At 67.1% G+C, this 25,518-nt stretch carries 18 protein-coding genes, 1 tRNA gene, 1 other RNA gene and 1 pseudogene; 8 read left to right on the top strand and 13 right to left on the bottom strand.

The annotated features are described in order from the left end of the window. Nucleotides 1-42 precede the first annotated feature (42 nt). Genes purL through purS form a run of 3 tightly spaced genes read right to left on the bottom strand, consistent with a single transcriptional unit; the run spans nucleotide 43 to nucleotide 3,405 of the window. Entirely contained in the window at nucleotides 43-2,370 is a 2,328-nt protein-coding gene (gene purL / locus ACFRAU_RS10245; RefSeq protein WP_377997500.1) for a phosphoribosylformylglycinamidine synthase subunit PurL, read from the bottom strand. Continuing rightward, nucleotides 2,367-3,152 (bottom strand): phosphoribosylformylglycinamidine synthase subunit PurQ, encoded by a 786-nt coding sequence (gene purQ / locus ACFRAU_RS10240; protein ID WP_377999824.1) that lies wholly within the window; start codon nucleotides 3,150-3,152, stop codon nucleotides 2,367-2,369. Before purQ ends, purL begins: the two co-directional genes overlap by 4 nt. A gap of 1 nt (nucleotide 3,153) precedes the next feature. Continuing rightward, complete coding sequence (gene purS / locus ACFRAU_RS10235) at nucleotides 3,154-3,405, bottom strand: phosphoribosylformylglycinamidine synthase subunit PurS (protein WP_214852382.1); 252 nt, start codon at nucleotides 3,403-3,405, stop codon at nucleotides 3,154-3,156. 256 nt (nucleotides 3,406-3,661) lie between these two features. Between purS and ACFRAU_RS10230 the strand changes: the two genes are divergently transcribed. Together ACFRAU_RS10230 and ACFRAU_RS10225 are read left to right on the top strand one after the other, a co-directional pair. After that, nucleotides 3,662-3,883, top strand: coding sequence for a hypothetical protein (locus ACFRAU_RS10230; protein ID WP_377999823.1), 222 nt, complete (start codon nucleotides 3,662-3,664; stop codon nucleotides 3,881-3,883). Between the two features lie 371 nt (nucleotides 3,884-4,254). Further along, nucleotides 4,255-7,335, top strand: coding sequence for a S8 family serine peptidase (locus ACFRAU_RS10225; protein ID WP_377999837.1), 3,081 nt, complete (start codon nucleotides 4,255-4,257; stop codon nucleotides 7,333-7,335). 204 nt (nucleotides 7,336-7,539) lie between these two features. On the opposite strand, the gene ACFRAU_RS10220 is transcribed toward ACFRAU_RS10225, so the two are convergent. The 3 genes from ACFRAU_RS10220 to ACFRAU_RS10210 are packed head-to-tail and all read right to left on the bottom strand — an operon-like array spanning nucleotide 7,540 to nucleotide 9,525. Further along, nucleotides 7,540-7,944, bottom strand: a complete 405-nt coding sequence (locus ACFRAU_RS10220; protein WP_377999822.1) for a serine protease inhibitor — start codon at nucleotides 7,942-7,944, stop codon at nucleotides 7,540-7,542. Then, nucleotides 7,941-8,945: a 3-methyladenine DNA glycosylase gene (locus tag ACFRAU_RS10215; RefSeq protein ID WP_377999821.1), complete on the bottom strand. Its 1,005-nt coding sequence runs from the start codon at nucleotides 8,943-8,945 to the stop codon at nucleotides 7,941-7,943. The genes ACFRAU_RS10220 and ACFRAU_RS10215 overlap by 4 nt, the downstream gene beginning before the upstream one ends. Continuing rightward, complete coding sequence (locus ACFRAU_RS10210) at nucleotides 8,902-9,525, bottom strand: SSI family serine proteinase inhibitor (RefSeq protein ID WP_377999820.1); 624 nt, start codon at nucleotides 9,523-9,525, stop codon at nucleotides 8,902-8,904. Before ACFRAU_RS10210 ends, ACFRAU_RS10215 begins: the two co-directional genes overlap by 44 nt. Nucleotides 9,526-9,766: 241 nt before the next feature. Here ACFRAU_RS10210 and ACFRAU_RS10205 point away from each other — a divergent pair, with 241 nt between their 5' ends. The 3 genes from ACFRAU_RS10205 (at nucleotide 9,767) to ACFRAU_RS10195 (ending at nucleotide 12,985) form a co-directional block, all read left to right on the top strand. After that, nucleotides 9,767-12,211 (top strand): S8 family peptidase, encoded by a 2,445-nt coding sequence (locus ACFRAU_RS10205; RefSeq protein WP_377999819.1) that lies wholly within the window; start codon nucleotides 9,767-9,769, stop codon nucleotides 12,209-12,211. A gap of 203 nt (nucleotides 12,212-12,414) precedes the next feature. Then, nucleotides 12,415-12,609: a hypothetical protein gene (locus tag ACFRAU_RS10200; protein WP_377997513.1), complete on the top strand. Its 195-nt coding sequence runs from the start codon at nucleotides 12,415-12,417 to the stop codon at nucleotides 12,607-12,609. A gap of 190 nt (nucleotides 12,610-12,799) precedes the next feature. Next, a complete protein-coding gene (locus ACFRAU_RS10195) occupies nucleotides 12,800-12,985 on the top strand; it encodes a hypothetical protein (protein WP_377999836.1) in 186 nt (61 codons plus the stop codon). A 63-nt stretch (nucleotides 12,986-13,048) separates the two neighbouring features. Here ACFRAU_RS10195 and ACFRAU_RS10190 read toward each other — a convergent pair whose 3' ends face one another. From ACFRAU_RS10190 to ACFRAU_RS10170, 5 genes are all read right to left on the bottom strand, one after another. Then, a complete protein-coding gene (locus ACFRAU_RS10190; RefSeq protein WP_377999818.1) occupies nucleotides 13,049-14,407 on the bottom strand; it encodes an aspartate kinase in 1,359 nt (452 codons plus the stop codon). 123 nt (nucleotides 14,408-14,530) lie between these two features. Beyond that, on the bottom strand, nucleotides 14,531-15,130 hold the full coding sequence (gene recR / locus ACFRAU_RS10185; protein ID WP_111902426.1) for a recombination mediator RecR: 600 nt from the start codon (nucleotides 15,128-15,130) through the stop codon (nucleotides 14,531-14,533). A 128-nt stretch (nucleotides 15,131-15,258) separates the two neighbouring features. Further along, on the bottom strand, nucleotides 15,259-18,873 hold the full coding sequence (locus ACFRAU_RS10180; protein WP_377999817.1) for a DNA polymerase III subunit gamma and tau: 3,615 nt from the start codon (nucleotides 18,871-18,873) through the stop codon (nucleotides 15,259-15,261). Between the two features lie 32 nt (nucleotides 18,874-18,905). Continuing rightward, nucleotides 18,906-19,002, bottom strand: an RNA gene (gene ffs / locus ACFRAU_RS10175) — signal recognition particle sRNA small type. A gap of 73 nt (nucleotides 19,003-19,075) precedes the next feature. Further along, the gene (locus ACFRAU_RS10170) at nucleotides 19,076-19,399 is read right to left on the bottom strand and encodes a hypothetical protein (RefSeq protein WP_377999816.1); all 324 of its coding nucleotides are present in this window, start codon (nucleotides 19,397-19,399) and stop codon (nucleotides 19,076-19,078) included. 76 nt (nucleotides 19,400-19,475) lie between these two features. Between ACFRAU_RS10170 and ACFRAU_RS10165 the strand changes: the two genes are divergently transcribed. Then, nucleotides 19,476-19,563 (top strand) — tRNA-Ser (locus ACFRAU_RS10165). Nucleotides 19,564-19,631: 68 nt separating this feature from the next. On the opposite strand, the pseudogene ACFRAU_RS10160 reads toward ACFRAU_RS10165, so the two are convergent. Beyond that, nucleotides 19,632-20,539, bottom strand: a pseudogene (locus tag ACFRAU_RS10160) (oxygenase MpaB family protein). 160 nt (nucleotides 20,540-20,699) lie between these two features. Here ACFRAU_RS10160 and ACFRAU_RS10155 point away from each other — a divergent pair. Both ACFRAU_RS10155 and ACFRAU_RS10150 read left to right on the top strand, forming a co-directional pair. Then, nucleotides 20,700-22,214, top strand: coding sequence for a M23 family metallopeptidase (locus tag ACFRAU_RS10155; RefSeq protein ID WP_377999815.1), 1,515 nt, complete (start codon nucleotides 20,700-20,702; stop codon nucleotides 22,212-22,214). Nucleotides 22,215-22,885: 671 nt separating this feature from the next. Beyond that, nucleotides 22,886-23,797 (top strand): phosphodiesterase, encoded by a 912-nt coding sequence (locus ACFRAU_RS10150; RefSeq protein ID WP_377994451.1) that lies wholly within the window; start codon nucleotides 22,886-22,888, stop codon nucleotides 23,795-23,797. Between the two features lie 75 nt (nucleotides 23,798-23,872). Here the strand turns inward: ACFRAU_RS10150 and ACFRAU_RS10145 are convergent, their stop codons facing one another. Beyond that, nucleotides 23,873-25,510, bottom strand: a complete 1,638-nt coding sequence (locus ACFRAU_RS10145) for a stealth conserved region 3 domain-containing protein (RefSeq protein WP_377999814.1) — start codon at nucleotides 25,508-25,510, stop codon at nucleotides 23,873-23,875. Nucleotides 25,511-25,518 lie beyond the last annotated feature (8 nt).

The following is a 25,518-nucleotide window of genomic DNA, read 5'->3' as shown; positions in this document are numbered from 1 at the left end:
GTCAAAAGGGCAGTTACGGAGCAATCGATGGGGAGGGGGCTCCTAGCCGAAGTACTTCGGCAGCGTGGCCTCGTGGGCTTCGCGGAGCGCGTCCAGCGAGAGCGTGTCCACACCGTTGATCTCCAGCTGTCCGCTGGCTGCGTCCACCACGCCGATGCGCAGGTGCTCGAAGCCGCGGGCGGTGCACATGTCCTTGAAGCGGACCTCCTCGGAACGCGGAACGCTCACGACGGCGCGGCCCTGGGTCTCGGAGAACAGTGCGGTGAAGAGGTCCACGCCGTCGCGGTCCAGGACATCCTGCAGCGCGATCCGGGCACCCACGCCGTAGCGCAGCGAGGATTCCACGAGGGCTGCGGCAAGGCCGCCCTCGGAGAGGTCGTGGGCCGAGTCCACCATCCCGTCGCGGGACGCGTTGATCAGGATCTCGCCCAGTGCGCGTTCGGCCTCGAGGTCAACCTTGGGGGGCAGGCCGCCGAGGTGGCCGCGCAGGTTGGACCACTCCGAGCCGTCCAGTTCGGCGGCCGTGGTACCCAGCAGGTAGATGGCTGCGCCGTCTTCCCGCCAGCCCGACGGCGTGCGGCGGGCGACGTCGTCGAGCTTGCCCAGCACTGCCACCACGGGGGAGGGGTGGATCGGCGTGGTGCCGGTCTGGTTGTACAGCGAGACGTTGCCGCCGGTGACCGGGATGCCCAGCACCATGCAGGCGTCGGAGAGGCCGCGGATGGCCTCGGCCAGCTGCCACATGACGTCCGGGTCCTCGGGGGAACCGAAGTTCAGGCAGTCGCTGACGGCCATCGGCACAGCGCCGGACGTGGCCACGTTGCGGTAGGCCTCAGCCAGTGCCAGCTGGGCGCCGTGGTACGGGTCCAGGTAGGTGTAGCGTCCATTGGCGTCGGTGGCCAGGGCCACGCCCAGGCCGGATTCCTCATCCACGCGCACCACGCCGGCGTCGTCCGGGAACGCCATGGCGGTGTTGCCGCCGACGTACCGGTCGTACTGGTTGGTGATCCAGGACTTGTCGCACATGTTCGGCGAGGCAACGAGCTCGGTGACGGCCGCGGCCAGTTCCGCCGGGGCGGAGGGGCGGCCGGCGTCCTGCACGGAACCGGTGAACTGATCGGCCTGGACGGCGTCCTGCCACTCCGGGCGGGCAAATGGGCGGTCGTAGACCGGACCGTCGTGCGCCACGGTGCGCGGGTCGACGTCGACAATGACTTCGCCTTCCCACGTGATGATCAGGCGGCCGCTGTCGGTCACCTCGCCCAGCCAGGCGTACTCCACGGCCCACTTGTCCATGACGGCTTCGAACGCCTCGACGTTCTCCGGCGTCACCACGGCCATCATGCGTTCCTGGGACTCGGACATCAGGATCTCACCCGGGGTCAGGGTGGGGTCGCGCAGCAGGACAGAGGTCAGTTCAACGTCCATGCCGCCGTCACCGTTGGAGGCGAGCTCGGACGTGGCGCAGGAGATGCCAGCGGCGCCGAGGTCCTGGATGCCCTCCACCAGCGAGCCCTTGAACAGTTCAAGGCAGCACTCGATGAGGACCTTCTCAGCGAACGGGTCGCCCACCTGGACAGCAGGCCGCTTGGACGGCTTGGTGTCGTCGAAGGACTCCGAGGCGAGCACGGAAGCGCCCCCGATGCCGTCGCCGCCGGTGCGCGCACCGAACAGCACCACCTTGTTGCCCTTGCCGGACGCGTTGGCGAGGCGGATGTCCTCGTGGCGCATTACGCCCACGGCGAGGGCATTGACCAGCGGGTTGCCCTGGTACACCGAGTCGAAGACCATTTCGCCGCCGATGTTCGGCAGGCCCAGGGAGTTGCCGTAGCCGCCGATACCCGCGACCGCGCCGTGCATGACGCGGGCGGTGTCCGGGTGGTCGATGGCGCCGAAACGCAGCGGATCCATCACGGCAACCGGGCGTGCGCCCATGGAGATGATGTCTCGGACGATCCCGCCGATGCCGGTGGCGGCACCCTGGTAGGGTTCCACGAACGACGGCGAGTTGTGGGACTCGATCTTGAAGGTCACGGCCCAGCCGTCGCCCAGGTTGGTGACGCCGGCGTTTTCGCCGATGCCCACCAGCATGTCCTTCTTCATCTCGTCGGTCACCTTCTCGCCGAACTGGCGCAGGTGGTTCTTCGAGGACTTGTAGGAGCAGTGCTCGCTCCACATCACGGAGTACATGGCGAGTTCCGCGCCGGTCGGGCGGCGGCCCAGAACCTTGACGATCTCGTCGAACTCATTGCGCTTCAGGCCCAGTTCCGCCCACGGCAGTTCGGTGTCCGGCGTCTTGGCCGCGTTCTCGACGGTGTCGATGTTGAACTTCTTGGCCTCGGTGATCGAGCTGGTCGAGATCCCGGTCATTTGTTCGCTCCCACAATCTTGTTCAGTACCGAGGTGAAGAAGCCCAGGCCGTCGGTGTCCGTCCCGCCGATGCCGTCCAGCGACTGGGGGCCGAAGCCCACTTCCACGGCGTGCTCCGGGTGGGGCATGAGGCCCACCACGTTGCCGGCGGTGTTGGAGATGCCGGCGATGTCGCGGCGGGAGCCGTTCGGGTTGAAGCCTACGTAGCGGAACACCACGCGGCCCTCCGCCTCGAGCGCGTCCAGGGTCTTCTCGTCGGCGATGTACTGGCCGTCCTGGTTCTTCAGCGGCACCGTGATCTCCTGGCCCGCCGTGTAGTCAAGCGTCCAGTCGGTGCTGTTGTTCTCCACCCGCAGCACCTGGTCGCGGCACATGAACTTCAGGTGGTCGTTCTTGATCATGGACCCGGGCAGCAGGTGCGACTCGGTCAGGATCTGGAAGCCGTTGCAGATGCCGAGCACGGGCAGCTTCGCATCGGAGTTGGCGGCGTCGATGATCCTGGACATCAGCGGCGCGAAGCGCGAGATGGCCCCGGCGCGCAGGTAGTCGCCATAGGAGAACCCGCCGGGGATCACGACGGCGTCCACGTCGCCCAGTTCCGTGTCCGCGTGCCAGAGCGCCACGGGTGTGCCGCCTGCCAGGCGGACCGCGCGGGCGGCGTCACGGTCATCGAGGGTGCCGGGGAACGTGACGACGCCGATCCGCGCGCCAGCGAGCCTGCGAGCACCAGGAGCGTCGGCGGCGACGGCGACTGCCTCGCCGATCAGGGGAAGTTCAGTCATTTCAGGCCTCGACGACCTCGACGTTGACGACGTCCTCGATCACGGGGTTGGACAGCAGGGTTTCGGCGGCCTCGCGGGCCTGGGCCAGGATGTCCTCGGTCACCTCGCCGTCAACGGTCAGTTCGAAACGCTTGCCCTGGCGTACAGAGCTAAAGCTGGTGAAGCCCAGACGGGGGAGTGCTCCCACGATGGCCTTCCCCTGCGGGTCCAGAATCTCGGGCTTGGGCATGACGTCGACAACGATCCGGGGCATCCGGTAACTCCTGTGCATGTGCATTGGGTAAGGGCGCAGCGGAGTGGTGCCGTCTCACGCCATTCCTGAAGTTGCCTGGCCGGTTCAAATGGCTGGGCATTCAAATGGCATGGTGTGGACGGGCGCTCCGCGAGCTTGCATGCCTATTCTACCGGCCGCGGCGCACCACTTTCGTATTCGGGTCGGCGGACGCCGGAGCAAGGGAAGAACGACGCCGGCTCTGGCCCGCCGTGGGCAGCCTCAGTAGGATTGCGGAATGGCTGAGAAACCGAAATCCGTCCTGTTGCCGGTGCTGGCCGTCGCCGTGTTCGCCGGCCTCGGCAGGATGGTGATCCAGAAGATCAAGGCCGACCGTGCGGCCCGCCGGAACAGCGGAGGCCCGGCCCGTGTTGGGCGGGGCCAGGACCGGGTTGCCGGTCCCGTGGACGAGAAGACGCGCCAGTGGATCAGCGAGGTGGTCCGCACACCGCGGCAGTAGCTGCCCGGCCGTAGATCGGCGCTCTCGCTCCGCAAGCGGGCGCCGGAACAAGTTTTCACTCCGCAGGCGGGTGCCCTTTCCGGGCGCCCGCCTGCTTTTTGATGCCGCTGTCGAAGGCAATGACAAAAAAGTAAATTCTGGATTGTCGCCTATGTCATATGCGGCTCTCAGTAGGTACTGTGGGGATCGGTCGACGATTGCTGGGATCGACAGGACCTGTCATCTTCACGTGTCGTTGCCGCCTGCGCCCGGCAATGTAGCCGGGGCTGTTCCTTTATGAAAGGTTCAAACCACTCGTGAAATCAGCAGGAAATAGCTTCTTCCGAAGCCGGGGGGCCCGGAAAGCAGCGGCACTGGTTGTCGGCTTGCCTTTGCTCCTTTCGTCAGTCGGCGCGCTGCCGGCAGCCGCGGCGCCGTCGCGGGTTGCGGCACCGGCCGCACAGCAAAAAAACGTCGACCCCAACAGCTACTCCGCCGGCCGCTACATCGTGGTCCTGACCGAGAAGCCCGCCGCCACCTACGAGGGCGGCACGCCGGGCCTGCAGGCCACGAAGCCGCGGTCCGGGGGCAAGCTCGACGCCGACCGGGCAGAGGTGCGCAAGTACCAGGCCCACCTTGAGGCGAAGCAGGCCGCGCTGGCCGAGAAGGAAAGCGTGCAGATCCGCCGCAAATACACGGCGGCACTCAACGGCTTCAGCGCCACGCTCACCGCCGACCAGGCCGTGAACCTGGCCAAGGACCCCGGGGTCCTCGCGGTGGCACCGGACACCCAGCAGGCCCCGGACTACTCCACCACGGACTTCCTCAAGCTCAGCGGCACCAAGGGCACGTGGAACACGCAGTTCGGCGGCAAGGCGGGCGCCGGCAAAGGCGTAGTGGTGGGCGTTATCGACTCCGGCTACACGCCGGGAAGCCAGTTCTTCGCCGGCCAGGATGTGGCGCCGCTCAAGGGCAATCCGCAGGTGGGTGTTCCCTACCGCACCGCCGGCGGCAACATCGCGATGCTGAAGGCCGACGGCAGCACCTTCGAGGGCGAGTGCCAGAAGGGTGAAAAGTTCAACGGAACAGCCTGCAACTCCAAGGTCCTGAGTGCCAGGTACTTCTCCGACGCCTTCGAGGATTCCGTGGCCAAGCCGGACCGGGCGCCGGAGGAACTGATCTCGCCCGTGGACGTGGGAAGCCACGGAACCCACACGGCCAGCACCGCGGCCGGCAACGCCGACGTCGTAACCTTCGTTGACGGCCGCAGCTTCGGCCTGACCGGCGGCATCGCACCGGCAGCCAAGCTTTCCATCTACAAGATCTGCTGGGAGGACAACGATCCCAGCACCGGCGGCTGCTACACGTCGTCCTCAGTGGACGCCATCAACCAGGCCGTACTCGACGGCGTGGACGTCCTGAACTACTCGATCTCGGGCACCACTTCGACCACCACGGACCCGGTGTCCATGGCGTTCCTGTCCGCCGCTTCGGCCGGCATCTTCGTGGCCACCTCCGCGGGCAACTCCGGTCCTGAGGCAAGCACGGTGAACCACGGCGAACCGTGGGTCACCACCGTTGCGGCCAGCAGCTTCTCCCAGGAGCTGCAGGGCACCGTGGAGTTCTCCGACGGCAGCAAGTACCGCGGCGCCAGCATCATGAACCGTGAAGTGGCCGGCGCGGGCGTTGTGCTTGCCGCCAACGCAGCTTCCGGACAGGCCGCCGACCCTGCACTGTGTGCCCCCGGCTCACTCGACCCCGCCAAGATTGCCGGCAAGGTGGTGGTCTGTGACCGCGGCGTCTACGACAGGGTGGCCAAGAGCGCCGAGGTTGCGCGGGGCGGCGGTGTTGGCATGATCCTCGTCAACCTGACCGCATCATCGCTGGACGCCGACAAGCACTCAGTCCCCACCGTGCACGTGAACCCGCCCGCCACGGGGGCCATCAAAGCCAAAGTGACGGCGAACCCGGCCATCACGGTTTCCCTGGTCAACAAGGACACCACGGGACTCCCCGCGGAGGCACAGCCACAGATCGCCGGCTTCTCCTCGCGCGGACCGCTCCTCGCCACCGACTCCGACCTGCTGAAGCCCGACGTCGCCGCACCCGGCGTGGCTGTCCTGGCCGGCGTATCGCCGATCGGGTCCGGCGGCGACCAGTTCGGTTTCATGTCCGGCACATCCATGGCATCACCCCACGTGGCTGGCTTCGGTGCCCTCATCCTGGGCAAGAACCCCACCTGGTCCCCGGCCGCCGTGAAGTCCGCCATGATGACCACCGCCAGTGACGTCAAGCTCGCAGACGGCAGCAGGAACACGGACGTCCTCGCCACCGGCGCAGGGCAGGTCGATCCCGCCCGCGTCCTGGACCCGGGCCTCGTGTACGACGCCAGCACCGACGATTACCTGCGGTTCATCCAGGGCACCGGCATGGACCTGGGCATCGCAGGCCTCGGCAGCACCCGGCCCCGTGACATGAACGTCCCGTCCTTCTCACTCGGAAACCTGGCCGGCAGGATCGAGGTCACCCGCACGGTGACAGCGCTGACGCCGGGCGTCTACAGCGCCAAGGCCAGCGTGCCCGGAGTGAAGGTGACGGTGACGCCGTCGGTCCTGTCCTTCAATGCGGCCGGCGAGAAGCGCACGTTCAAGGTGGCGTTTGAAAACCAAAGCGCCAAGCTGGGCGCGTTCGCCGCGGGTTCGCTCACGTGGCGGGGTGCCAACAAGACGGTGACCTCACCGATCGCCGTCCGGCCGCAGTCGGTGGTGGCTCCCAAGAACATTGCGTTCACCTCCCAGGGGGCCAACGGTTCCGGGAACATCGGCATCGTCTCGGGCACCAACTCGCCGACGAACGTGACGCTCGACGGCCTGTCGAAAGCGGACTCCTCCGCCATCGAACTCGTGCCCGGTCCCTTCCGGTACGAGGCGGACGCGTCGAACTTCGTTAAGACGGTGGAAGTTCCGGCGGGCGTGCCCCTGGCCAAGCTGTCCGTGATTTCCGCGGATGAGAGCGCCGACTTCGACATGGTGGTGGTCACCCCGGACGGGCAGGGAATTGTCGTCGCTACGTCGTCGGCAAGCGAGTCCGTCTCGATTCCGAACCCCGCTGCGGGCACCTACCGGATGTTCGTGAATCTCTACGACAGTCCCAACCAACAGGCAACCAAGGCCTCCGTGGACGCTGCCGTCCTGGGGGCAAATGAGGGCAACGCCACCGTGACTCCTGATCCGGTCCGCCTTGCGAACGGGCTCAGCGGGAAGCTCGCCCTCACCTGGAAAAACCTGGCTCCCGGCTCCTACATCGGACGGATCACCTTCGACGGGGCCAGTTCCCCGACGTTCGTGAGCGTTGTGGTGGCAGAGGGCGGCGCCGTCGCGGTTGCACCGGCTTCGGAAGATCCGAAGAAAAAGAAGGAACAGGGGAAGGTCCAGAACGAGGACCTGACGCGGTCACCGGATAACTCCATCTAGGAAGGTCCCGGAACCGGGCCCCGAAAGGGCCCCACAGCGAAGGCCGGCGGGCGTGGCGCAACATGCCAGAGTCCCGCCGGCCTTCGCTGTGCGTTCGGTTGGAGTTTTCGTCCAGATAATGGCGCTAAACGCCCCGCAAGTCGCGATATGTGGACAAAAACTCGTCTTGGACCGCGGCCAGGAACTTAGGGAGATTCGGGCAGCTCAGATGGCGCCCGTGGACCCCGCCACCCCGCCCAGGAGCGGGGACAGCGCCCGCCAGCGGCCAATTTCACACCCGTCCGTCAGGGAAAACCGGGAGTTGACCGTGCGGCCGTTGAAGGTGCCGGTGACCACTGCAACCTGGGGGCCGCCGTACTGCTGGGTGCACAGTTTGGGCGGGCCGGGTTCCGGGAAGAAGATCCGTTCGCCGAAGCGTTCGACGGCGGCAATCGCCGCCGGCGGATCCGGCAGCGTTGATTCCACCAGCCGGCCGGAACGGCTGACGAGGACAAAGACGTGTTCCGGACCGCCGGGCGAGTGGGTGAGGGCGACGGTCAGGTCGAGGTCCGGGGCCAGGTATGGGCCGGTGTCCGGGCCCCGGCCCGGCGATGCGGGTGTATCGCTCATCGTTCCGTCTCCGTTCCCAGGCTGTCGAAGAGCGGCGTGAGGGCTGCAAGCAGCCGGCTGCGCAGCTCCTGGGCTTCGGCCGAGAAGGCGCGTTGCTGCTCCACGTAGGCAGCCTTGCCGTCGGGCGTCTCGATCGGAATCGCGGGGTAGCCCCAGTCTGTGAGGTCATAGGGGGAGGCCTGCATGTCCATCGCCCGCACCCGCCACGACAGCTCAAAGCAGTCCATCACAAGTTCGCTCGGCAGGGCCGGCGAGAGCTTGTACGCCCACTTGTAGAGGTCCATGTTGGCGTGCAGGCAGCCCGGCTGCTCCATGGTCCGCTGGTTCTCCCGGCTGGGCGAAAGCTCGTTCAGGGGCACGGCGTCGGGTGTGTAGAACCGGAACGCATCGAAGTGCGAGCAGCGGATCCTGTTGTCCTCAACCACCTTGTCCGTGCCCGTACCACCCAGCCGGAGCTTGAGGTACTCGTGGCGCAGCTCGAATTTCTCCTGCCGGTAGACCATGGCCCATTCATGCAGGCCGAAGCAGCCGAACTGTGCCGGCCGGGCGGCCGTTCCGGCGAGAATGATCCGGGCAAACACGAGGGCGTCGCGCCGTTCGGCCAGGAAAGCCTCCCGGTCGAACGCCACCGCGGTGCTGCCGGCCGGCAGGCCCGCGGTGGCCAGCCCGGCGCCGTCGAGCGCTTTGTAGTACTTCCAGTCCTTGCGGGCGGCAGCCTCAGTTCCGGCGAGCACTGCGCCGTCCCCGGGATGCCAGCGCAGCAGCTGGCCGGGCTTTTGCGTGTAGTACGTGAAGAGGAAGTCCTCTACGGGGTGTTTCCTCCCCGCAGAGCGGCGGGCAAGGTAGGGATCGGCGTACCGGCGCACCCTGTGGACGTGGGCGGCTTCCCGTTCCCTCCAGCCGCCGGGGGAGAGGACCCGGACAGCGGGGATCGTCAATAGGGTGCCTGCCACAGTGCTAAAGCGCCCCGCCTGCAGCACCGAGGATGTCCTTCGCGGCATTCCAGGCACCGATCTGGCAGCCGTCCCGCAGGGCGAAGGAGGTCTCCACCGGGGTGCCGTTGACTTCGCCGGTCACGGTGGCCACCTGCGGTCCGCCGTACTGCTGTGTGCAGGAGATGCCCTTCGGCGGGGCGGCGGCGTTCACGATGGCGGCGTTGTTCTTCAGGGCCGTGCAGGCTGCGGCTGCGTTGGGGTGCTGGCTCTCTGCCATCGGCGCGCCGTCCTTGCAGACCAGCGTGTAGTTGACGGCCTTGCCGTCCTTCGACGCCTTGACCGTGATGGACAGTTCGGCATCGCCGGCGCCGGGCCCGGACGGCAGGGGAGAAGCGGAAGGGGGCGCGGGCGCCGGGACTGTCGTTTCGGCGTCGGGCGGTGTAATACCGGGCGACGGGGTACCGGGAGTGCCGGTGCTGGGGGTTTCGGTGCCGGGGGTTGCAGTCCCTGGCGACGAGGTCCCGGGGGAGCCGGTGGTGGTTCCCGGCGTGGCCGAAGGCTGGCCGGTTCCGTTGTTCGGGGTGCAGGCCGCGAGACCGCCCATCGCTGCGAGGGCGAGCAGCACAGAAATCAGTTGCTTGCGCATGCCGGGTCTCCTCAAGTTTTTCCCATTCTACCGTCGGGGCCCCCGGCGGTCCGGTACAGGCGGATAACGGTACCCGGCAATTGCTAACGGAAGGGTATCGATTCTTGGGGGCGTCCGCGGTATCTTTCTGACATCAACGGGTGCGCGGCATAACCATATAGTGATGACGCCCATGGGGGGCAGAGCGTCCAGTTCGTGGGACCGAAGGTCTACAGGTCCTGAACCAAGGAAGGCATCCCCCATGATCCCCCAGCAATCCACTACCCGCCCCGGACACAGCCGAAGGCTGCCGGCCGTATTCGCCGTAGCCCTTGCCATGGTCATCGGCCAGGGCCCCGCCGGACCAACGGCGGCGGCTCCGGCGCCGGCATCGGCGCAGCCGGCCGCTTTCCAGCCAACCGCCGCGCAGCCGGCGGCAACCCCGCTCGACGACGGCCACTACATCGTGATGCTCAAGGACAAACCGCTGGCCACCTACGCCGGCGGAGTCCCCGGCATCCCCGGGACGGCGGTGCCGAAGGGAAAGAAGCTGAACCCGTCGGGTCCCAACTCACGCAAATACGATGCCCACCTGAAGGCCAAGCAGCGGCAGGAGGCAGCGTCCAGGGGCGTGACCATCAGCAGGAGCTATACCCTGGCCCTCAACGGCTTCAGCGCGATCCTGTCCGCGGCCCAGGCGAAGGCGCTCGCGGGTGACGGCGACGTCCTGGCCGTGGTCCCGGACAGCATGCGCAAACCGGACTACTCAAGCACAGACTTCCTCGGACTGCCCGGCGGCGACGGCGTGTGGGACAAGCAGTTCGGTGGTCCGGATGAGGCTGGCAAGGGCATCGTCGTTGGCATGATTGACACCGGCTACACGCCGGACAACCCGTTCTTCGCGGGTGACCCGGTTGATCCGCTGTCCGGCACACCGAGTGTAGGCGAGCCGTACCACCTTCAGGGCAACGTGATCGCGATGCGCAAGGCCAACGGCGGGACCTTCGTGGGTGACTGCGTGGCCGGTGACGGGTTCGACGGCACGGAATGCAACAGCAAGGTCATCGGTGCCCGGTTCTACGACAAGGCCTACAGGGCCGCGGTTCCCCCGCAATTCATTTCCCCGAATGAGAAGTTCTCGCCGCTGGACGTCAGCGGCCACGGATCACACACGGCCAGCACCGCAGCCGGAAACAACGATGTCACCCAGACGGCCGGCGGGCGCGACTTCGGCAAGAGCTCCGGCGTTGCGCCGGCGGCAAAGATCGCCGTCTACAAGGTTTGCTGGGAGGGCGCCATTCCGGAGGCCACCGGGTGCGTTGAATCAGACATTCTCAACGCCATCCAGGATGCCGTCCTCGACGGCGTGGACGTGCTGAACTTCTCCATCTCGGGAAACAACAACTCCACCACCGACGCCGTTTCCCTTGCTTTCCTTAACGCCGCGGCCGCAGGGATCTTCGTGGCTGCCTCCGCCGGCAACTCCGGCCCGACGGCCTCAACGGTCAACCATGCCGGCCCCTGGATCACCAGCGTGGCCGCCTCGACGTTCGACAACACGCTGCGCGGAACCGCGGAACTGTCGGACGGAAGCAAATTCGCCGGTGCAAGCGTCATGGGCAGCGAGGTGGACTCCAAGCCGATTGTGCTGGCTGTGGATGTGAAGGCGGCAGCCGCCCTGGCTACGGACGCGGCACTGTGTGCGCCGAACTCGCTGGACCCCGCCAAGGTTGCCGACAAGATCGTGGTCTGCGACCGCGGCGTGGTGGCACGCGTTGACAAGAGCGCCGAGGTCAAGCGCGCAGGCGGTGTGGGCATGGTCCTGGTCAACCTGACGCCGGGCTCGCTCGACGCCGACCTGCACAGCGTGCCCACTGTCCATGTGGGCGACCCGAAGATCAAGGACGTGGTGGCTGCAACGCCGGGCATGACGGCAAGCCTTAAGGCAACCGACACCACGGGGGCCGAACCCCCGCCCGTGCCGCAGATCGCCGAATTCTCCTCGCGCGGCCCGACCCTGGCCTCCGACGGAGACCTGCTCAAGCCGGACGTGGCAGCTCCCGGCGTGGCAGTGCTGGCTGCTGTTTCGCCCATAGGCTTCAACGGCGAGAGCTTTGGCTTCCTGTCCGGCACGTCCATGGCGTCGCCGCACATCGCCGGCTCGGGAGCCCTGCTGTTGGGCAAGAACCCGCAATGGTCCCCCGCAGCCGTGAAGTCCGCAATCATGACCACGGCCTACGACCTGGTTGATGCCAAGGGCGCCGACTCGCATGACGTCTTTGCCCAGGGCGCCGGCCATGTTGATCCCGCCCGGTTCGACTCCCCGGGACTCGTGTACGACGCCGGCATCAGTGACTGGATGGGCTTCCTCCAGGGGCAGGGAATCGACCTTGGCGTCGCCCCCATCGCAGCCAAGGACGTCAACCTTCCGTCTGTGGCGCTGGGCGCCATGTCCGGCAGCCAGACCGTCACGCGGTCGGTCACGGCGGTGACGGCAGGAACGTACCGGGCGACGATTAAGGTTCCGGGCATCACCGCCACCGTCAGTCCGGCAGAAGTGACGCTGGCCGAGGGTGAAAGTGCCACGTTCACCATCACCTTCACTACCGCAGGGGCTGCGCTGAATGCGTACTCCACCGGGTCCCTGACGTGGACCTCAGGCGACAACACCGTCCGCTCACCGGTGGCGGTGCGCCCGGTGCCGTAGTGCATCTGATCCCAGGACGTACGACGCCGGGACTCACTGCTGGTTGTGAGTCCCGGCGTCGTGCTTTAACGCCAGGATGCCGGAACTGGGAAACGCAGGTTGCATGATCGTTAGTGCACTAATCGTTCGTGTATCATTGATAGTGGCAGCAGTCCCGAAATGGAGTGGATACCGTGGCAAAAGAGAACGCCGCACAGCGGTTCATGCGGGCAACAGGCAGGCTCAGGGCGGTTTTTGGCCCCGCCCACAGGAGTTCGCTGGTGCACGACATGACCGAGGAGAACCGCAAACTTCTCGCGCAGCGCGAGGCCGAGACCCAGCAGTGGGAAACTATCCACCGCCCGGACGGCAGCACATACGTTGTGCCGCGCAACCCGGACGACAAGTCGCTGCGCTAGCAGGCGCTGAAGTGCCAGCCGTTAAACCAGGCCGTTTGCTGAACCAGGCCGTTTGCCGAACCATTCCGGCCGGGGTTCATTTCCGGGGTCCCGGCGTAAAATAAGGGCACTGGCAATCGAAGGGCAGACGCTCTGACGCCTTCAAGCAGGGAAGGGGGTGGGACTTGTGGCACATGTGCTCACTGGCTTCATGAACCTGACAGACAGGCTCCGGTTCGTATTCGGCCCTGCCGCCGTAGGCGATTCAGCTACGCCGGTGGTTCACCTGCACGACACTTATGAGCATGCTTCCGAAGATGATTTGGCCCAGTTCGAAGTCGAGACTGACTCGGAAGGGCACCACTATGCTGTCCGCAAGGGCGATCTGGATAAGTGACAAGCGTCATCAAATGAAGAAGCCCGGTGCGCGAACGCACCGGGCTTCTGTCTTCGAGGCGCTTTAGCGCCCGGTGCCGCCGTAGACGGTGGCGACGGCTTCGCTGTCCAGGTCGAATGCCTTGTGGATGGCGCGGACGGCGTCATCGAGCAGGTCAGCATGGGTGACCACGGAAATGCGGATTTCCGACGTGGAGATCATGTTGATGTTGATGCCTGCGGCGGACAGGGCCTTGAAGAACGTGGCCGAAACGCCGGGGTGGGAGCGCATGCCGGCACCGATCAGCGACAGCTTGCCGATCTGCTCGTTGTACTCGATGCTTTCGAAACCGATCTCGGCCTGCGCAGCACGGAGGGCGGCAAGGGCGTCGGCGCCCTCGACGATGGGCAGGGTGAAGGAGATATCGGTCCTGCCGGTGCCGTGCGTGGAGACGTTCTGGACGATCATGTCGATGTTCGAGTGGGCGTCCGCAATGACCTGGAAGATCGCGGCCGCCTTGCCCGGGATGTCCGGAACACCCACAACGGTGACCTTTGCTTCCGAGCGGTCGTGTGCAACACCGGAGATGATTGGCTGCTCCAAGGCAACTCCCTCTTGAGTCGTGATCTTGTCATCGGCGCCGGGCAGGACCCAGGTGCCTTCGTTCTGGCTGAATGAGGAACGGACATGCAGCGGCACGCCGAACCGCCGGGCGTATTCGACGCACCGGAGGTGGAGGATCTTGGCCCCGGAGGCGGCCAGTTCCAGCATTTCCTCACTGGAGATGCGGTCGATTTTCTGGGCTGACGGAACGACGCGGGGGTCAGCGGTGTAGATGCCGTCGACGTCGGTGTAGATCTCGCAGACGTCGGCCTCGAGGGCTGCGGCAAGGGCCACCGCCGTCGTGTCCGAGCCGCCGCGGCCGAGCGTGGTGATCTCGTTGGTGGAGCGGCTCATGCCCTGGAAGCCGGCGACGATGGCAATGTGCCCCTTGTCCAGGGCGGTGCGGATGCGGTGCGGATCGACGTCGATGATCCGGGCCTTGCCGTGGATCCCGTCCGTGATCATGCCGGCCTGGGAACCCGTGAAGGACTGCGCGGACGCGCCGAACTTGTTGATGGCCATGGCCAGCAGGGCCATGGAGATGCGCTCACCGGCGGAGAGGAGCATGTCCATCTCGCGGGCCGGTGCCGAGTCGGTGACCTGGCCGGCAAGGTCAAGGAGTTCGTCGGTGGTGTCACCCATCGCGGAGACGACGACGACGACTTCGTTGCCGGCCTTCTGGGCGTCGACCACGCGCCTGGCCACACGCTTGATGCCTTCAGCGTCCGCCACCGAGGAGCCGCCGAACTTCTGCACAATAAGCTGCGCGGTGACAGCAGCATCTGCGGGCAGTTCCTGCGGCCGCGGTTCGGTTTTCACATCGGTACTGGGCATACTCATGCGTGCACCCTCACTGGATCAAATTGGAGTTCTGGAGGCCAGACGGCCTTGCGGCACGGCGGCATACTGGTTTGACCAGTTTATCGCCGCCGTCCGCCCGCTGTGGAATTATGACCCTTGCTGTCAGCTGAGGGCGTTCCGGCGGCCCTCGAACGCCCTGCCCAGGGTGACTTCGTCCGCGTACTCGAGGTCGCCGCCCACAGGCAGCCCGGAAGCGAGACGGGTGACCGCGATTCCTATGGACTGCAGCATGCGTGCCAGATAGGTGGCCGTGGCCTCGCCCTCAAGGTTCGGGTCGGTGGCGATGATGATCTCCTGGACGGCGCCGTCACTGAGCCGGTTGAGGAGTTCGCGGATCCGCAGCTGCTCCGGGCCGACGCCGGCAATCGGGTTAATCGCACCGCCGAGCACGTGGTAGCGGCCCCGGAATGAGCGGGTGCGCTCCACAGCCAGTACATCCTTGGACTCCTCCACGACGCAGATGACCGAAGGGTCGCGTCTCGGGTCGCGGCAAATGTTGCACAGTTCCTGCTCGGTCACGTTGCCGCAGGCGGTGCAGAACTTGACCCGTTCCTTAACGGTGGTGATGGCCTCCACCAGGCGCTTCATGTCCTGGGGGTCTGCCTCCAGGATGTGGAACGCCAGCCGCTGCGCAGACTTCGGTCCCACACCGGGAAGGCGTCCGAGCTCGTCGATCAGCTCCTGAACTGCACCCTCGTACACTTTTTCCTCGATTGCTTGGTTGAAGTTGGCCGGTGCCACCAGGCGGGGCACCGGGACGTCGCGGGGCGGCCCGCCCGGCCCGGGTCCTCGCTTCGGGCGGGAGCCGCTTCACGGCCGGGTGCCGCCGCCTAATACCGGGGCGCCAGGGGGCTGCCGTCCAGCGACCGTTCTTCGATGAGCTTTCCGCCCAGAATACGCTCGACGGCGGCACGGCCAAAGACGCCCGATTCCTCGATGGTTTCGTCGTCGGCGCTGGGGATGTCCTGCACGTATGGCGCAGGTTCCTCCGTGCTCCGCACGGGCGCCTTGGCCCTGCCCGCCTCGGCCTCCGGGCTGTTGGAGAGCCTCTGGTAGAGGCTCAGCTTGCCCCTGGCGGGAGCCTCGGATGCTGGCTCCGGTGCAGCGGTGCGGGCAGCGGCAACCGCCGGCCCGGCTTGAGCTGCAGACCCTGGCTGAGCTTTGGGTCCTGCCTGAATCGCCGGTCCGGGGCCGGACGCGAACACGGGGACCCGGACCGGGGCGGCGTCGGTGGCAGCAGTCACGGCAGGCGCGCGGACACCCTGGGCCGGGGTGGGTGCACCGTACTCGTGGCTGGCAGTCGCCGGCGCGGACGCCATGGCGTAGGCAGGTTCGAACTCCGGGACATCGCGCCCGGCAATTTCCGGCGCACTCTCCGCAGGGGCGCTCACGGCAGGGTCCGGGGCGCGCTCGCCCCGGGCGCTTTCACCCGGCGCAGCGGAGGGCCGGCCTCCAGCGGCAGGACCGCCGTTGTTAGGCGGCTGCGCGGCGGCGGGTGGGTACACCGGTGCAGCGGAGCCGGTGGGCTGCTCGTCGCGTTCGTTGCCAGCCCCCGGGTATTTGCCCACGTTGCTCTCGGAACTGAGGGCCCACACACCAGGTGTCTGCTCCACAGCACGGGTCCATGGATCGGCCGTGGCGCCTGGAGCCGGCCGGCGGTCTGCCTGGACCGGGGCGGCACTTTCTGCATGGGTTTGCGCAGCGGACGGTGCGGACTCGACAGACGGCTTCGGCGCCGGCGCCTTAATCTCCGGCCCCGCCGATGGTGCAGGGCTGCCCTGCCACTGGCGTGACGGCTCCCAGTCCATGGGAGGCTCTTCATCCAGCGGAGGGGCGTCCTCGTCCAGAGGAGGTCCCCAGTCGTCATCTGGATAGGAGTAGTCGCCGGATTCCTGCTGTTGCAGACCGTGTGCCGTCTTCTCCTGGGCGGAAACGGGCTGCGCAACGGTTTGCTGGGCGGTATCGGGCTGTGCGGCGGTTTGCTGTGTGTCCCCGGTTGACGGTGCAGGCTGCGCGGCGGGTGCGGACAGTCCACGGCCCGACGCTCCGGCAGGGCTGCCGGTGCCGACAGATGCGGCCGGGGCAGCGGTCGCAGCAGTGCCGGATGCGCCCGGAGCGCTTCCGGCGCCGGCGGGGGCTGCTGCGTCCGGCAGGGACGGCGTGATCGTTGGCCCGGACCACTGCGGCACGGATACCGCTGGGGTGGCCGACGAAGACGGAGAAGCATTCCCCGGGGCGGGCACGGCAGCCGGGACTGGCGACGCCGGCGCAGCCGCTGCTGCCTCCGCGTGTACCGGGGCAGGCTCCTGCCGTCCGGGGCCATCCGCGTTGGGTGCCAAGCCCCAGTCGGCGTCGGTGGTGGTAGCCGGAATATCCCGGCTAGTAGGCGCTTTTGGGTTTGGTTCAGAGCTCGCTGAGCTGCCGGCGCCTGCCATCGCGGTGATCTGGCAGTCGATGCCGATCGTTTTGTGAATGGCCTGGCGCAGATTCTCGGAGTGGTCTGCTCTGCCGAAGGCGCCGGCCAGCCCGGAAGTGCTGAAGACGAGCGTCAGGACCTGGCCGTCGAACTGGCCCACCTGGGCGTTGGGCTCCACGAGTGCCCACGTGCTCCGCTTGATCTTTGCCAGGGTCTGCAGGACCTCGGGCCAGGCGCGGCGGAGTACCTCGACGTCGGCATGCGACCCGGCGGGAGCCGCACCGGCAGTGGCTGCGCCGGAAGAAGGCTGTGCGTGGGGCTGCGGGGCGGGGGCAGACGGGGCCGCCTGTGCCGCCGCCGGCTCCGGCCGCTGGCGCTGTTCGTGCTGGGTCTGTTCGTGCTGGGTCTGTTGGCGCTGCGCCTGTTCAGGACCTGCGGCGGATGCCGGCGAATCGGCTGGCCGCTGGGCCGCCGGCCCGCGGTTCTCGCCGCCGTGTGAGTCCGGGGCTGGGCGGCGGTCAAGTGCGGCGGCGTCATCCATTGGCCAGTCACCAGTGGTGATTCGCGGTGCCGCCAGGGCTTCCCGTCCGGGCGCGTCCTCAGCGGCGGGTGCGGCCTGGATGCTGGGCGGTCCCTGTAGTTGCGGCGCGCCCTGAGCCGAGGCCGGCGCGGGAGCGGCCGAGGCAGCGGGAGTAACCGGAACGGCAGGCGGAACAGCCGCAGAAGCCGCTGCTTGAGCAACCGGAGCCACGGGAGCAACCGGAGCCGCCGGAGCCGCTGCAGGCGCAGGGGCGGCGGCTGCCGGCGCCGCAGCGGCCGGCCCAACCGCAGCGGCGGCGGGAGCTCCGGCGTCGGACCCTGCATAGTTCAGGCGACGCTCCACGCGGTCGATCCGGGCAGCAATGCCGCGCTCGGTCTGCTCGGAGCTGGGCAGCAGGATACGGGCGCAGAGAAGTTCCAGGTGCAGCCGCGGCGACGTGGCACCCGTCATCTCCGTCAGTGCGGTGTTGGTGACGTCGGCCGCGCGCGACAGCTCGGCCGCGCCGAGATTGTGGGCCTGGCTCTGCATCCGGGCGATCTGGTCCGCGGGCATGCCGCGGAGGATGGCCTGGGCGCTTTCCGGCATGGCCTGGACGATGATGAGGTCCCGGAAGCGCTCCAGCAGGTCTTCCACGAAGCGGCGGGGATCGTGCCCGGTTTGAATGACGCGGTCCACGGCGCGGAAGACCGTGGCGGCATCGGATGCGGCGATGGCTTCGACGACGTCGTCCAGCAGCGAGGCGTGGGTGTAACCGAGGAGTGCCACGGCAAGCTCGTAATCGAGGCCGTTGGGTCCGGCGCCCGCCATGAGCTGGTCCAGCACGGACAGCGAGTCCCGCACGGACCCCGCACCGGCCCGGATTACCAGCGACAGCACTCCGGGGGCCACCGGGACGTTTTCCTGGTGGCAGAGCTGCTCGAGGTACGCCATGAGCGGCTCCGGCGGCACCAGCCGGAACGGGTAGTGGTGCGTGCGCGAGCGGATGGTGCCGATGACCTTGTCCGGCTCGGTGGTGGCGAAGATGAACTTGATGTGTTCCGGCGGCTCTTCGACGATTTTCAGCAGCGCGTTGAAGCCCGCTGAGGTGACCATGTGGGCCTCGTCAATGATGAAGATCTTGTAGCGGTCCCGCACCGGGGCATAAGTGGCCCGTTCGCGGAGGTCGCGGGCGTCATCCACACCGCCGTGGCTGGCGGCGTCGATCTCGATGACGTCGAGGGAGCCGGCACCGCCGCGGGCAAGTTCGACGCAGCTGGGGCAGACGCCGCACGGGGTGTCCGTGTGGCCTTTCGCGCAGTTGAGGCAGCGGGCCAGGATGCGGGCCGACGTGGTCTTGCCGCAGCCGCGCGGGCCGGAGAAAAGGTAGGCGTGGTTCACGCGGTTCTTGCGCAGCGCCGTCATCAGCGGCTCCGTGACATGTTCCTGCCCGATAACGTCCGCGAACGAGTCCGGGCGGTACCTGCGGTAAAGGGCAGTTGTAACAGTCACAGGGAAAACCTACCTATAGGGACTGACATTAAATAAGAGACCCCTCATGCACCCGCCAGAGCCCATCTACCCTTGCTACCTTCCGGTCCTGGGGGAGTTCAACAGGATGACGCCACATGAGGGGCCGTCAGATACTTTACCCGAACTTTTGGCGTGGCCCGAATCGGCTCCGGTGGGGCTGCCGCGGGCACCCGCCGTCGTCTTAGCGGTGCCCGTTCACGGGCCAGCTCATGAACGCCGGCTCCTCATAGGGGTGGGCCTGCCGCAATCCCAGGACGACGGCGTCGAGCACGTCCTCTTCCACGATGCACTCGATCCGGACCTCGGACACTTCCTCCGGGACGCCTGTGGTGCCGATGAAGGGACGGGCGCCTGGCGAGGGGGTGAAACGTCCCGTGCCAGGCGCCCTGAAAGAGCAGTGTGAATAGTCGCCCAGGCGGCCGGCGCCGGCGTTTCCGACGGCAGTGAGCACCGCCTCGGCGTGGGAATCGGGAACGTAGATCACGAGCGCGTGCAGCTGGGACATGGCACCATTTTCGGCCGATTGGGAGATGCCGGAAAGTTCAGGTATCCTAGTATCTGCTTTTGGTTCAAGAGCAGCTGGAGAATTCGCCTAGCGGCCTATGGCGCACGCCTGGAACGCGTGTTGGGTTAACGCCCTCGGGGGTTCAAATCCCCCATTCTCCGCCATCGGAAAACCCGGTCCTGACTTCGTCAGGGCCGGGTTTTTTGTTTCTCGCCGTCCGCTGCGGGAGGGGTTATGTCACGCCCAGCCTCTGAAGCCGCTCGTGGGCGGCCAGCCGGCTCGGGCTGGCCGGGCCCAGTGCAAGACGGACGACGGCGAGGGTCACCCGGGCGGCCAGCCTCACCGGCAGCGGCAGGGGACCGAGCCGGACAGTGTGCAGTCCGAGCAGCTGGCGGTAGTCCGGCTCCAGCTCAGGACGGCGGCCTCGAACAGGATCCGGTAGCCTGGCTTCAACAAGGGATGCAGGGGCGGATTCCGGATGAACGCAACCGTTTCCGCGACCCGTTCATCGCCGCGGAGAATCCCTGCGGCAAGCCATTCCCCGAGCTCCCGGTTAAGGGCGGCTTTGCTTTCCGGCGGGAACTCCACGCCCATCAGCCTGCCCGCCTCCGCCCATTCGCGCACGTAGGCATCCGGGCCGCCCGGGATGGGGCCGCCCCAGAGTTCGTGCGAGCGGAGAAACGAGTCCGTGAAGGTTATATGCACCCAGCGGAGCAGTTGTGGATCGTTGGCGGAGTACGCCCTGGCCGTGCCGCCGCCGTCGACGTAGTTCCCGGATACGGACTCGTGCAGCCGGACCACCCTTGTGGTGGCCGCCTGGGCTTCCGCCGTGGACCCGTAGGTGAGGGCGTGGATCCAGGCAGTGGTCCGGGCCAGCCGGCCCAGCGTGTCCGCACGGAAATTTGAATGGTCGTGCACCCCGGCGAGGACGCCCGGGTGGAGAGTCTGCATCAGCAGGGACCGGATGCCGCCGATGATGGTAGCCACGCCGCCATGGACCGCCCAGACCGCAGAGCCGGGGAGGAAGTACCCGGCGTCGTCGCCCTGGGCAAACCTCCGCGCCCAGTCCGGCAGCGCATCCGGGCTGCCGGTCAGGGTGCGTTTCAGTTCCGCCTGCCATTCCGTCAGGAAAGTCCGCATAACTCATTCTCCCGCGCCGGAAGCTGCCCGGCTAAGCCTATGAGCCCGGACGGCTTGGCCCCCCAGTTTTAGGGGTTTCGCCGTGCTTTGGGCTGTGGCCACAATGGAGGACACGCTCGTCGAGATAGGAGTTTGGCGGGTACTTATCCAGGAGAATTTTGTGGCAAATCATGGGGGACCCAAGCACGCACCGGGGGTGACCGGCCCAGGCCGGATCGCCTTGCGGAGCCTTTCCGCGGCGGTGGTTGTCGGCTTCTCCGTCTTTGCTTTCGGATTCCAGGGTCCTGCCGCCCCGATCCAGCAGCCCGTGGGTGCTGCCGTCCCAATTGCCGCTCCCTCGGGAGTAGTCGGGCCGGCGCTCCTGGATCCCGACACGACCGCACCCGGGTATCCGATCAGCGGGTCCGGCATCGCCGCACCGGCGAAGGGTCCCACCGGACGCACCGTGGCCGACACGACCGTCAAGGCAGGCCAGGCAGCCAAAGCCAAATCTCCCGGTGTGGCCTCCACCGCGCTGAAGCGGCCCGGGCCCGGCTTCCTGATGGCACCCCTGGAAGTGCTCACTCCCAGTTCCCCGTTCGGCCAGCGGCGCAGCCCGATCACCGGCGAACCGGGAGAGTTTCACTGGGGCCAGGACTTCGCTGCAGCCTGCGGCACCCGCGTCTACGCCGCCGACTCCGGCGTGGTCCGGGCCGCCGGCTGGCACCCCTGGGGCGGCGGCAACCGGGTGGAAATCGACCACGGCAACGGCTTGATCACCACGTACAACCACCTGCAGGGCATCGCCGTCGAAAAAGGCGACCATGTGCGGGTTGGCGAGATCATCGCGGAGGTGGGCACCACCGGATCCTCCACCGGTTGCCATCTGCACTTCGAGGTGATCAAGAACGGCCAGCACGAGGACCCGATGAAGTGGACCCTGCTGCCCATCCGGCAAACCGACCAACTGACACCCGCCGTATTCACCAGCTTCGAAGGCGGCGCTGCCACCACCTACGGGTGGGCCATCCCCAACATCCCCGGCAACAGCGGGCCGGGCAACACAGACGACGGCCTGACGCCGGTCACCGCAGCCGCAGTCGCCAAACATCGCCCTGGCCAGGCGACAGCGGCGCGGCCCACCCGGGTATCCAGTGCGTCGTCGTCCGGTTCGTCGACCTCCCGCCCGACGGCAGCCCCGACCGTCACGGTGACTCCCAAGCCGAAGCCGACGCCTCCCGCAACGACCAAGCCCAAGCCCACCCCGACACCGACGCCGACTCCCACACCCACCCCAACACCGACTCCTACTCCCACACCGACGCCAACTCCCACCACGCCGCCGGCGGACCCGGCTCCGGTTGACCCGGTTCCGGCGGACCCGACTCCCACCGAGCCGGCGGTCCCGGCCGATCCCGCGCCGCCCGCGCCCACCGATCCGGCAGCACCCTCTGCGCCAATCACGAGTTCCCAACCTGCCCCGACGGAAGTTGCCCCCACCGAGTCCGCCCCGGCACCCGTGCCGGATCCGGTCCCCACGACGGCGGCCCCTGTCACCACGGCTCCGGCTGTCCCGGCACCGGCGCCAGTTCCCACGTCGGAACCGGCAACCGCGACTTCGCCAAGCGCCGCGCCAACTGAGGCCGCGGCAGCGGCCAAGGCCGCAGCAGGAGCCGTTCCGACGGCGGCGCCGTAAACAGTGGCGGGCAGCCGCCGTCGGGCTGTTCGCTTACCGGGTAAAGCCAACAGGTGAGGAGGTCCAGGGAATGCAACGGAGGCTAGAACCGTTGTCACTAGTGACAGTCATGTACCCGGCGAGAGAGCACGATGTGACTTCCCTCCAGACGATTCCGCCGACACCCGGCGGAACCCGCCCGGGTTTCGATTGCCCTGCGGGGGATGACGTGGCGGCGGCGGATGCGTCCGCCGACTGCGGATGTACGGGCTGTTCCCGATCTGCTGGACGGGTGGCCTGCCCAGCGCGGCCGCACGCCGTCGTCGTCCTTTCAAGCGGCCCCAGGCGCGGTAGGCCGGGCACGTTCCGGAAGAGCATTCCGCCCGGAACAGCCAGGGGAAGCTCCCCATTCTTCACTGCGGCGAAACTGCCGGGCGCATAGCCCTCTCTCCGTCAGATACCGGCGGAATGCGGCAAATCAAACCATGCGCGGCAATTAAATAAAGCGGTCATCGGCGATGACCGTGCAAGGAAACGAAAGCGAGGAAGGTAGCCCGAAGGCGGCGGCGGTGTTGTAATTTTTCAACATGCCAACTCCCGTTTCCCCCTAGTTCGCTTTTTATCTGGTTGGATGGAAGGTACTGAGAGGGACACAGGAGGCGCCCCGCTTCCTAACTACCACGAAGGCAGCAATGGAGCTCATCGAGGCCGAGCACCCCCGGCCACGCCATTTTCTACTCCACCTGAGTGACACCCATCTGTTGGGAGGTCCGGACCCTCTATACGGCGCAGTTGACAGCGAAGCCCGCCTGATCCAGCTCTTCGACGAGGTTCAGGCCTCCGGCGCGCGCCCGGAAGCCGTGATTTTCACCGGCGACCTGGCGGACAAGGGCGACCCCGAAGCCTACGCCAAGCTCCGCGCGGTCGTGGAGCCCGCGTGCCGCGATCTCGGCGCCCAGGTCATCTGGGCCATGGGCAATCACGACAACCGCGCCAACTTCCGGGCGGGCCTGTTCGGCCAGCACGGCAACGACGACCCCGTCGACCACAGCTACTACGTCAACGGGCTGCGGGTCATCACCATGGACACGTCCGTGCCCGGCTACCACCACGGCGAACTCAGCGACAACCAGTTGGACTGGCTCGCCGGGCAGCTGGAGACCCCCGCGCCGGACGGCACCATCCTGGCCCTGCACCATCCGCCGGTTCCGTCGGTCCTGGACCTCTCCGTGCTCGTGGAGCTCCGCGACCAGGCGTCCCTGGCAGCCGTGGTCCGGAACTCGGATGTGCGCAGCATCCTGGCCGGCCATCTGCACTACTCCACGACGGCGAGCTTCGCCGGCATCCCCGTCTCCGTGGCCTCCGCGACGTGCTACACCCAGGACCTGAATGTTCCTGTGGGCGGCACCCGCGGCCGCGACGGCGGGCAGGCCTTCAATTTGGTGCACGTCTATGAGCACACGGTGGTGCATTCGGTGGTGCCGCTGGGCGCCACTCCGACCGTGGGCGAGTACGTCAGCCCCGAGGAGACGGAACGCCGCCTGGCGGCAGCCGGAATCCGTATCCCGGAAGGGGGCAAACGCCCGATGCTCACGCGCAAGTAGCGTCTTCAGCTACAGGAAACCCCGCCGGATCTGGACTGGTCAGCTCCCGGCGGGGTTTTTCTGCATGGAGAGGGCTTACTTTTCCCAGGGCGCCTTGATGGGGTAGTACTTTTCCAGGAACTCGGTGACCAATTCCGCCCGCTCGTCGGCCGGAACCTCCGGAAAACTGCCGTCATTGAGGCAGAAGAAGTCCATGTTGCGCTTGTTCAGCAGCTTGGGCAGGTACTTCACTCCCGACCGGAGCGTGGTGTCCACGTACCGCACCTTGGCTGCCGTCTGGGTCACGGCCCGGCCGGTCAGCAGCGCGTAGTAGTGGTAGAAGGAATTCGTGACGGAGATGTTGTCCGCGGCCCGGAACGTGCTGGCGGCCGTGTTCGCGAAATCCGCCGGGAACTCCTGCTCCATCTGGGCCACGAGGCTCCGCCGCAGCGGCGCCGCCGTGTGCTCAAGATGGCGGGTGGTGATGCGGCCGAAGCGGTTCCAGAGCAGCTTCCGGTTGACCCGGGCCGCGTTCTCGAAGCCGCTGCGTTCGGCGTCGTTGTCGCCGAGGCCGATGCGCGTCTCCGCCTCGATGAACTTGGTGATCCCGCCCGGGGTGAAGAACATGTCCGGGCCCACCGGCCGCCCGAAGAACATGTCGTCGTTGGAGTAGAGGAAGTGCTCGGAGAGGCCCTCGATGTGGTGCAGCTGGCACTCCACGGCCTGCGAGTTGTGCGTGGGCAGCACCGAGGGGTCAGCGAAGAAGTCCTCGCTCCGGACAATGGTCACGGACGGGTGGTCGTTCAGCCATTCCGGCGCGGGGGAGTCCGTGGCGATGAAGATGCGGCGGACCCACGGCGCGAACATGTACACCGACCGGAGTGCATACTTGAGCTCGTTGATCTGCCGGTAGCGCGCCTCGTGGTCGTCGCCCGAGCCAAGGACAGCCCCTGCCTGCCGGGCCCGGCGGGCGGCGATGTATTCCGGGGAGGTGCCGTCCACCCAGGAGAAGACCATGTCGATGTCGAAGCTGATATCGCTCGCGTGGTCAGCGAACATGTTCTCGATGGTGGGCCAGGTGTGGCCGTAGCGCTCAACCGTTCCGCGGACGGCCTCGTGCGCCATCATGGTGCGGCGGGTGAGCGAGTTTTCGATGGGCAGGATCACCTCGTCGCCCAGGAAGCTCCACAGCTCCACCTGGACGCCGGCGGATGCTCCGAATTCGAAGCCGCCCTCGGGCTCAACCCGCGGGCGGTACAGCCGGAAGATGCGTGCCTGCCGGTTGACGGAGAGTTCGCCGTCGGCCACCAGGACGGACGTCTTCTTCTTCGCATCCACGGTCATGGAGTAGAACGGCTCGTTCCGGCAGGCGTCAACGAGGGCGGACCGCAGCTTCTTTCGGTCCTTCCAGTCGAGGGCGACTACCGGACGGTCGTTGTTGCCCCGGACCAGCAGGTAGTCCAGGCCGGCCCCGTCCAGCACGTTCCGCAGGAAGAGCAGGTCCTCCACCATGGCCTGGTAGGGCGTGCGGGTGTCGTTGATCAGCGCATACCGGCCTGACCGGCGAACGACGTCGGGGCGGTGCTTGAGGCGCGCCACAGCCGCCGGCGACGTTTCTTCCGCGAGTGCGGGCGCGTCCTCGGACGCCTGAGCGCCGTAGTAGATGTCGTCCTGAACCGTCACGTCCGTAATGGTGTTTCTCCCAAGCCTCGAGGGGTGAAGTCTTACTTGCATGATAGTCC

This window comes from Arthrobacter sp. NPDC056691, assembly GCF_042791415.1.
Classification (GTDB): domain Bacteria; phylum Actinomycetota; class Actinomycetes; order Actinomycetales; family Micrococcaceae; genus Arthrobacter.
This window is presented reverse-complemented; position numbering and strand designations above follow the sequence as displayed.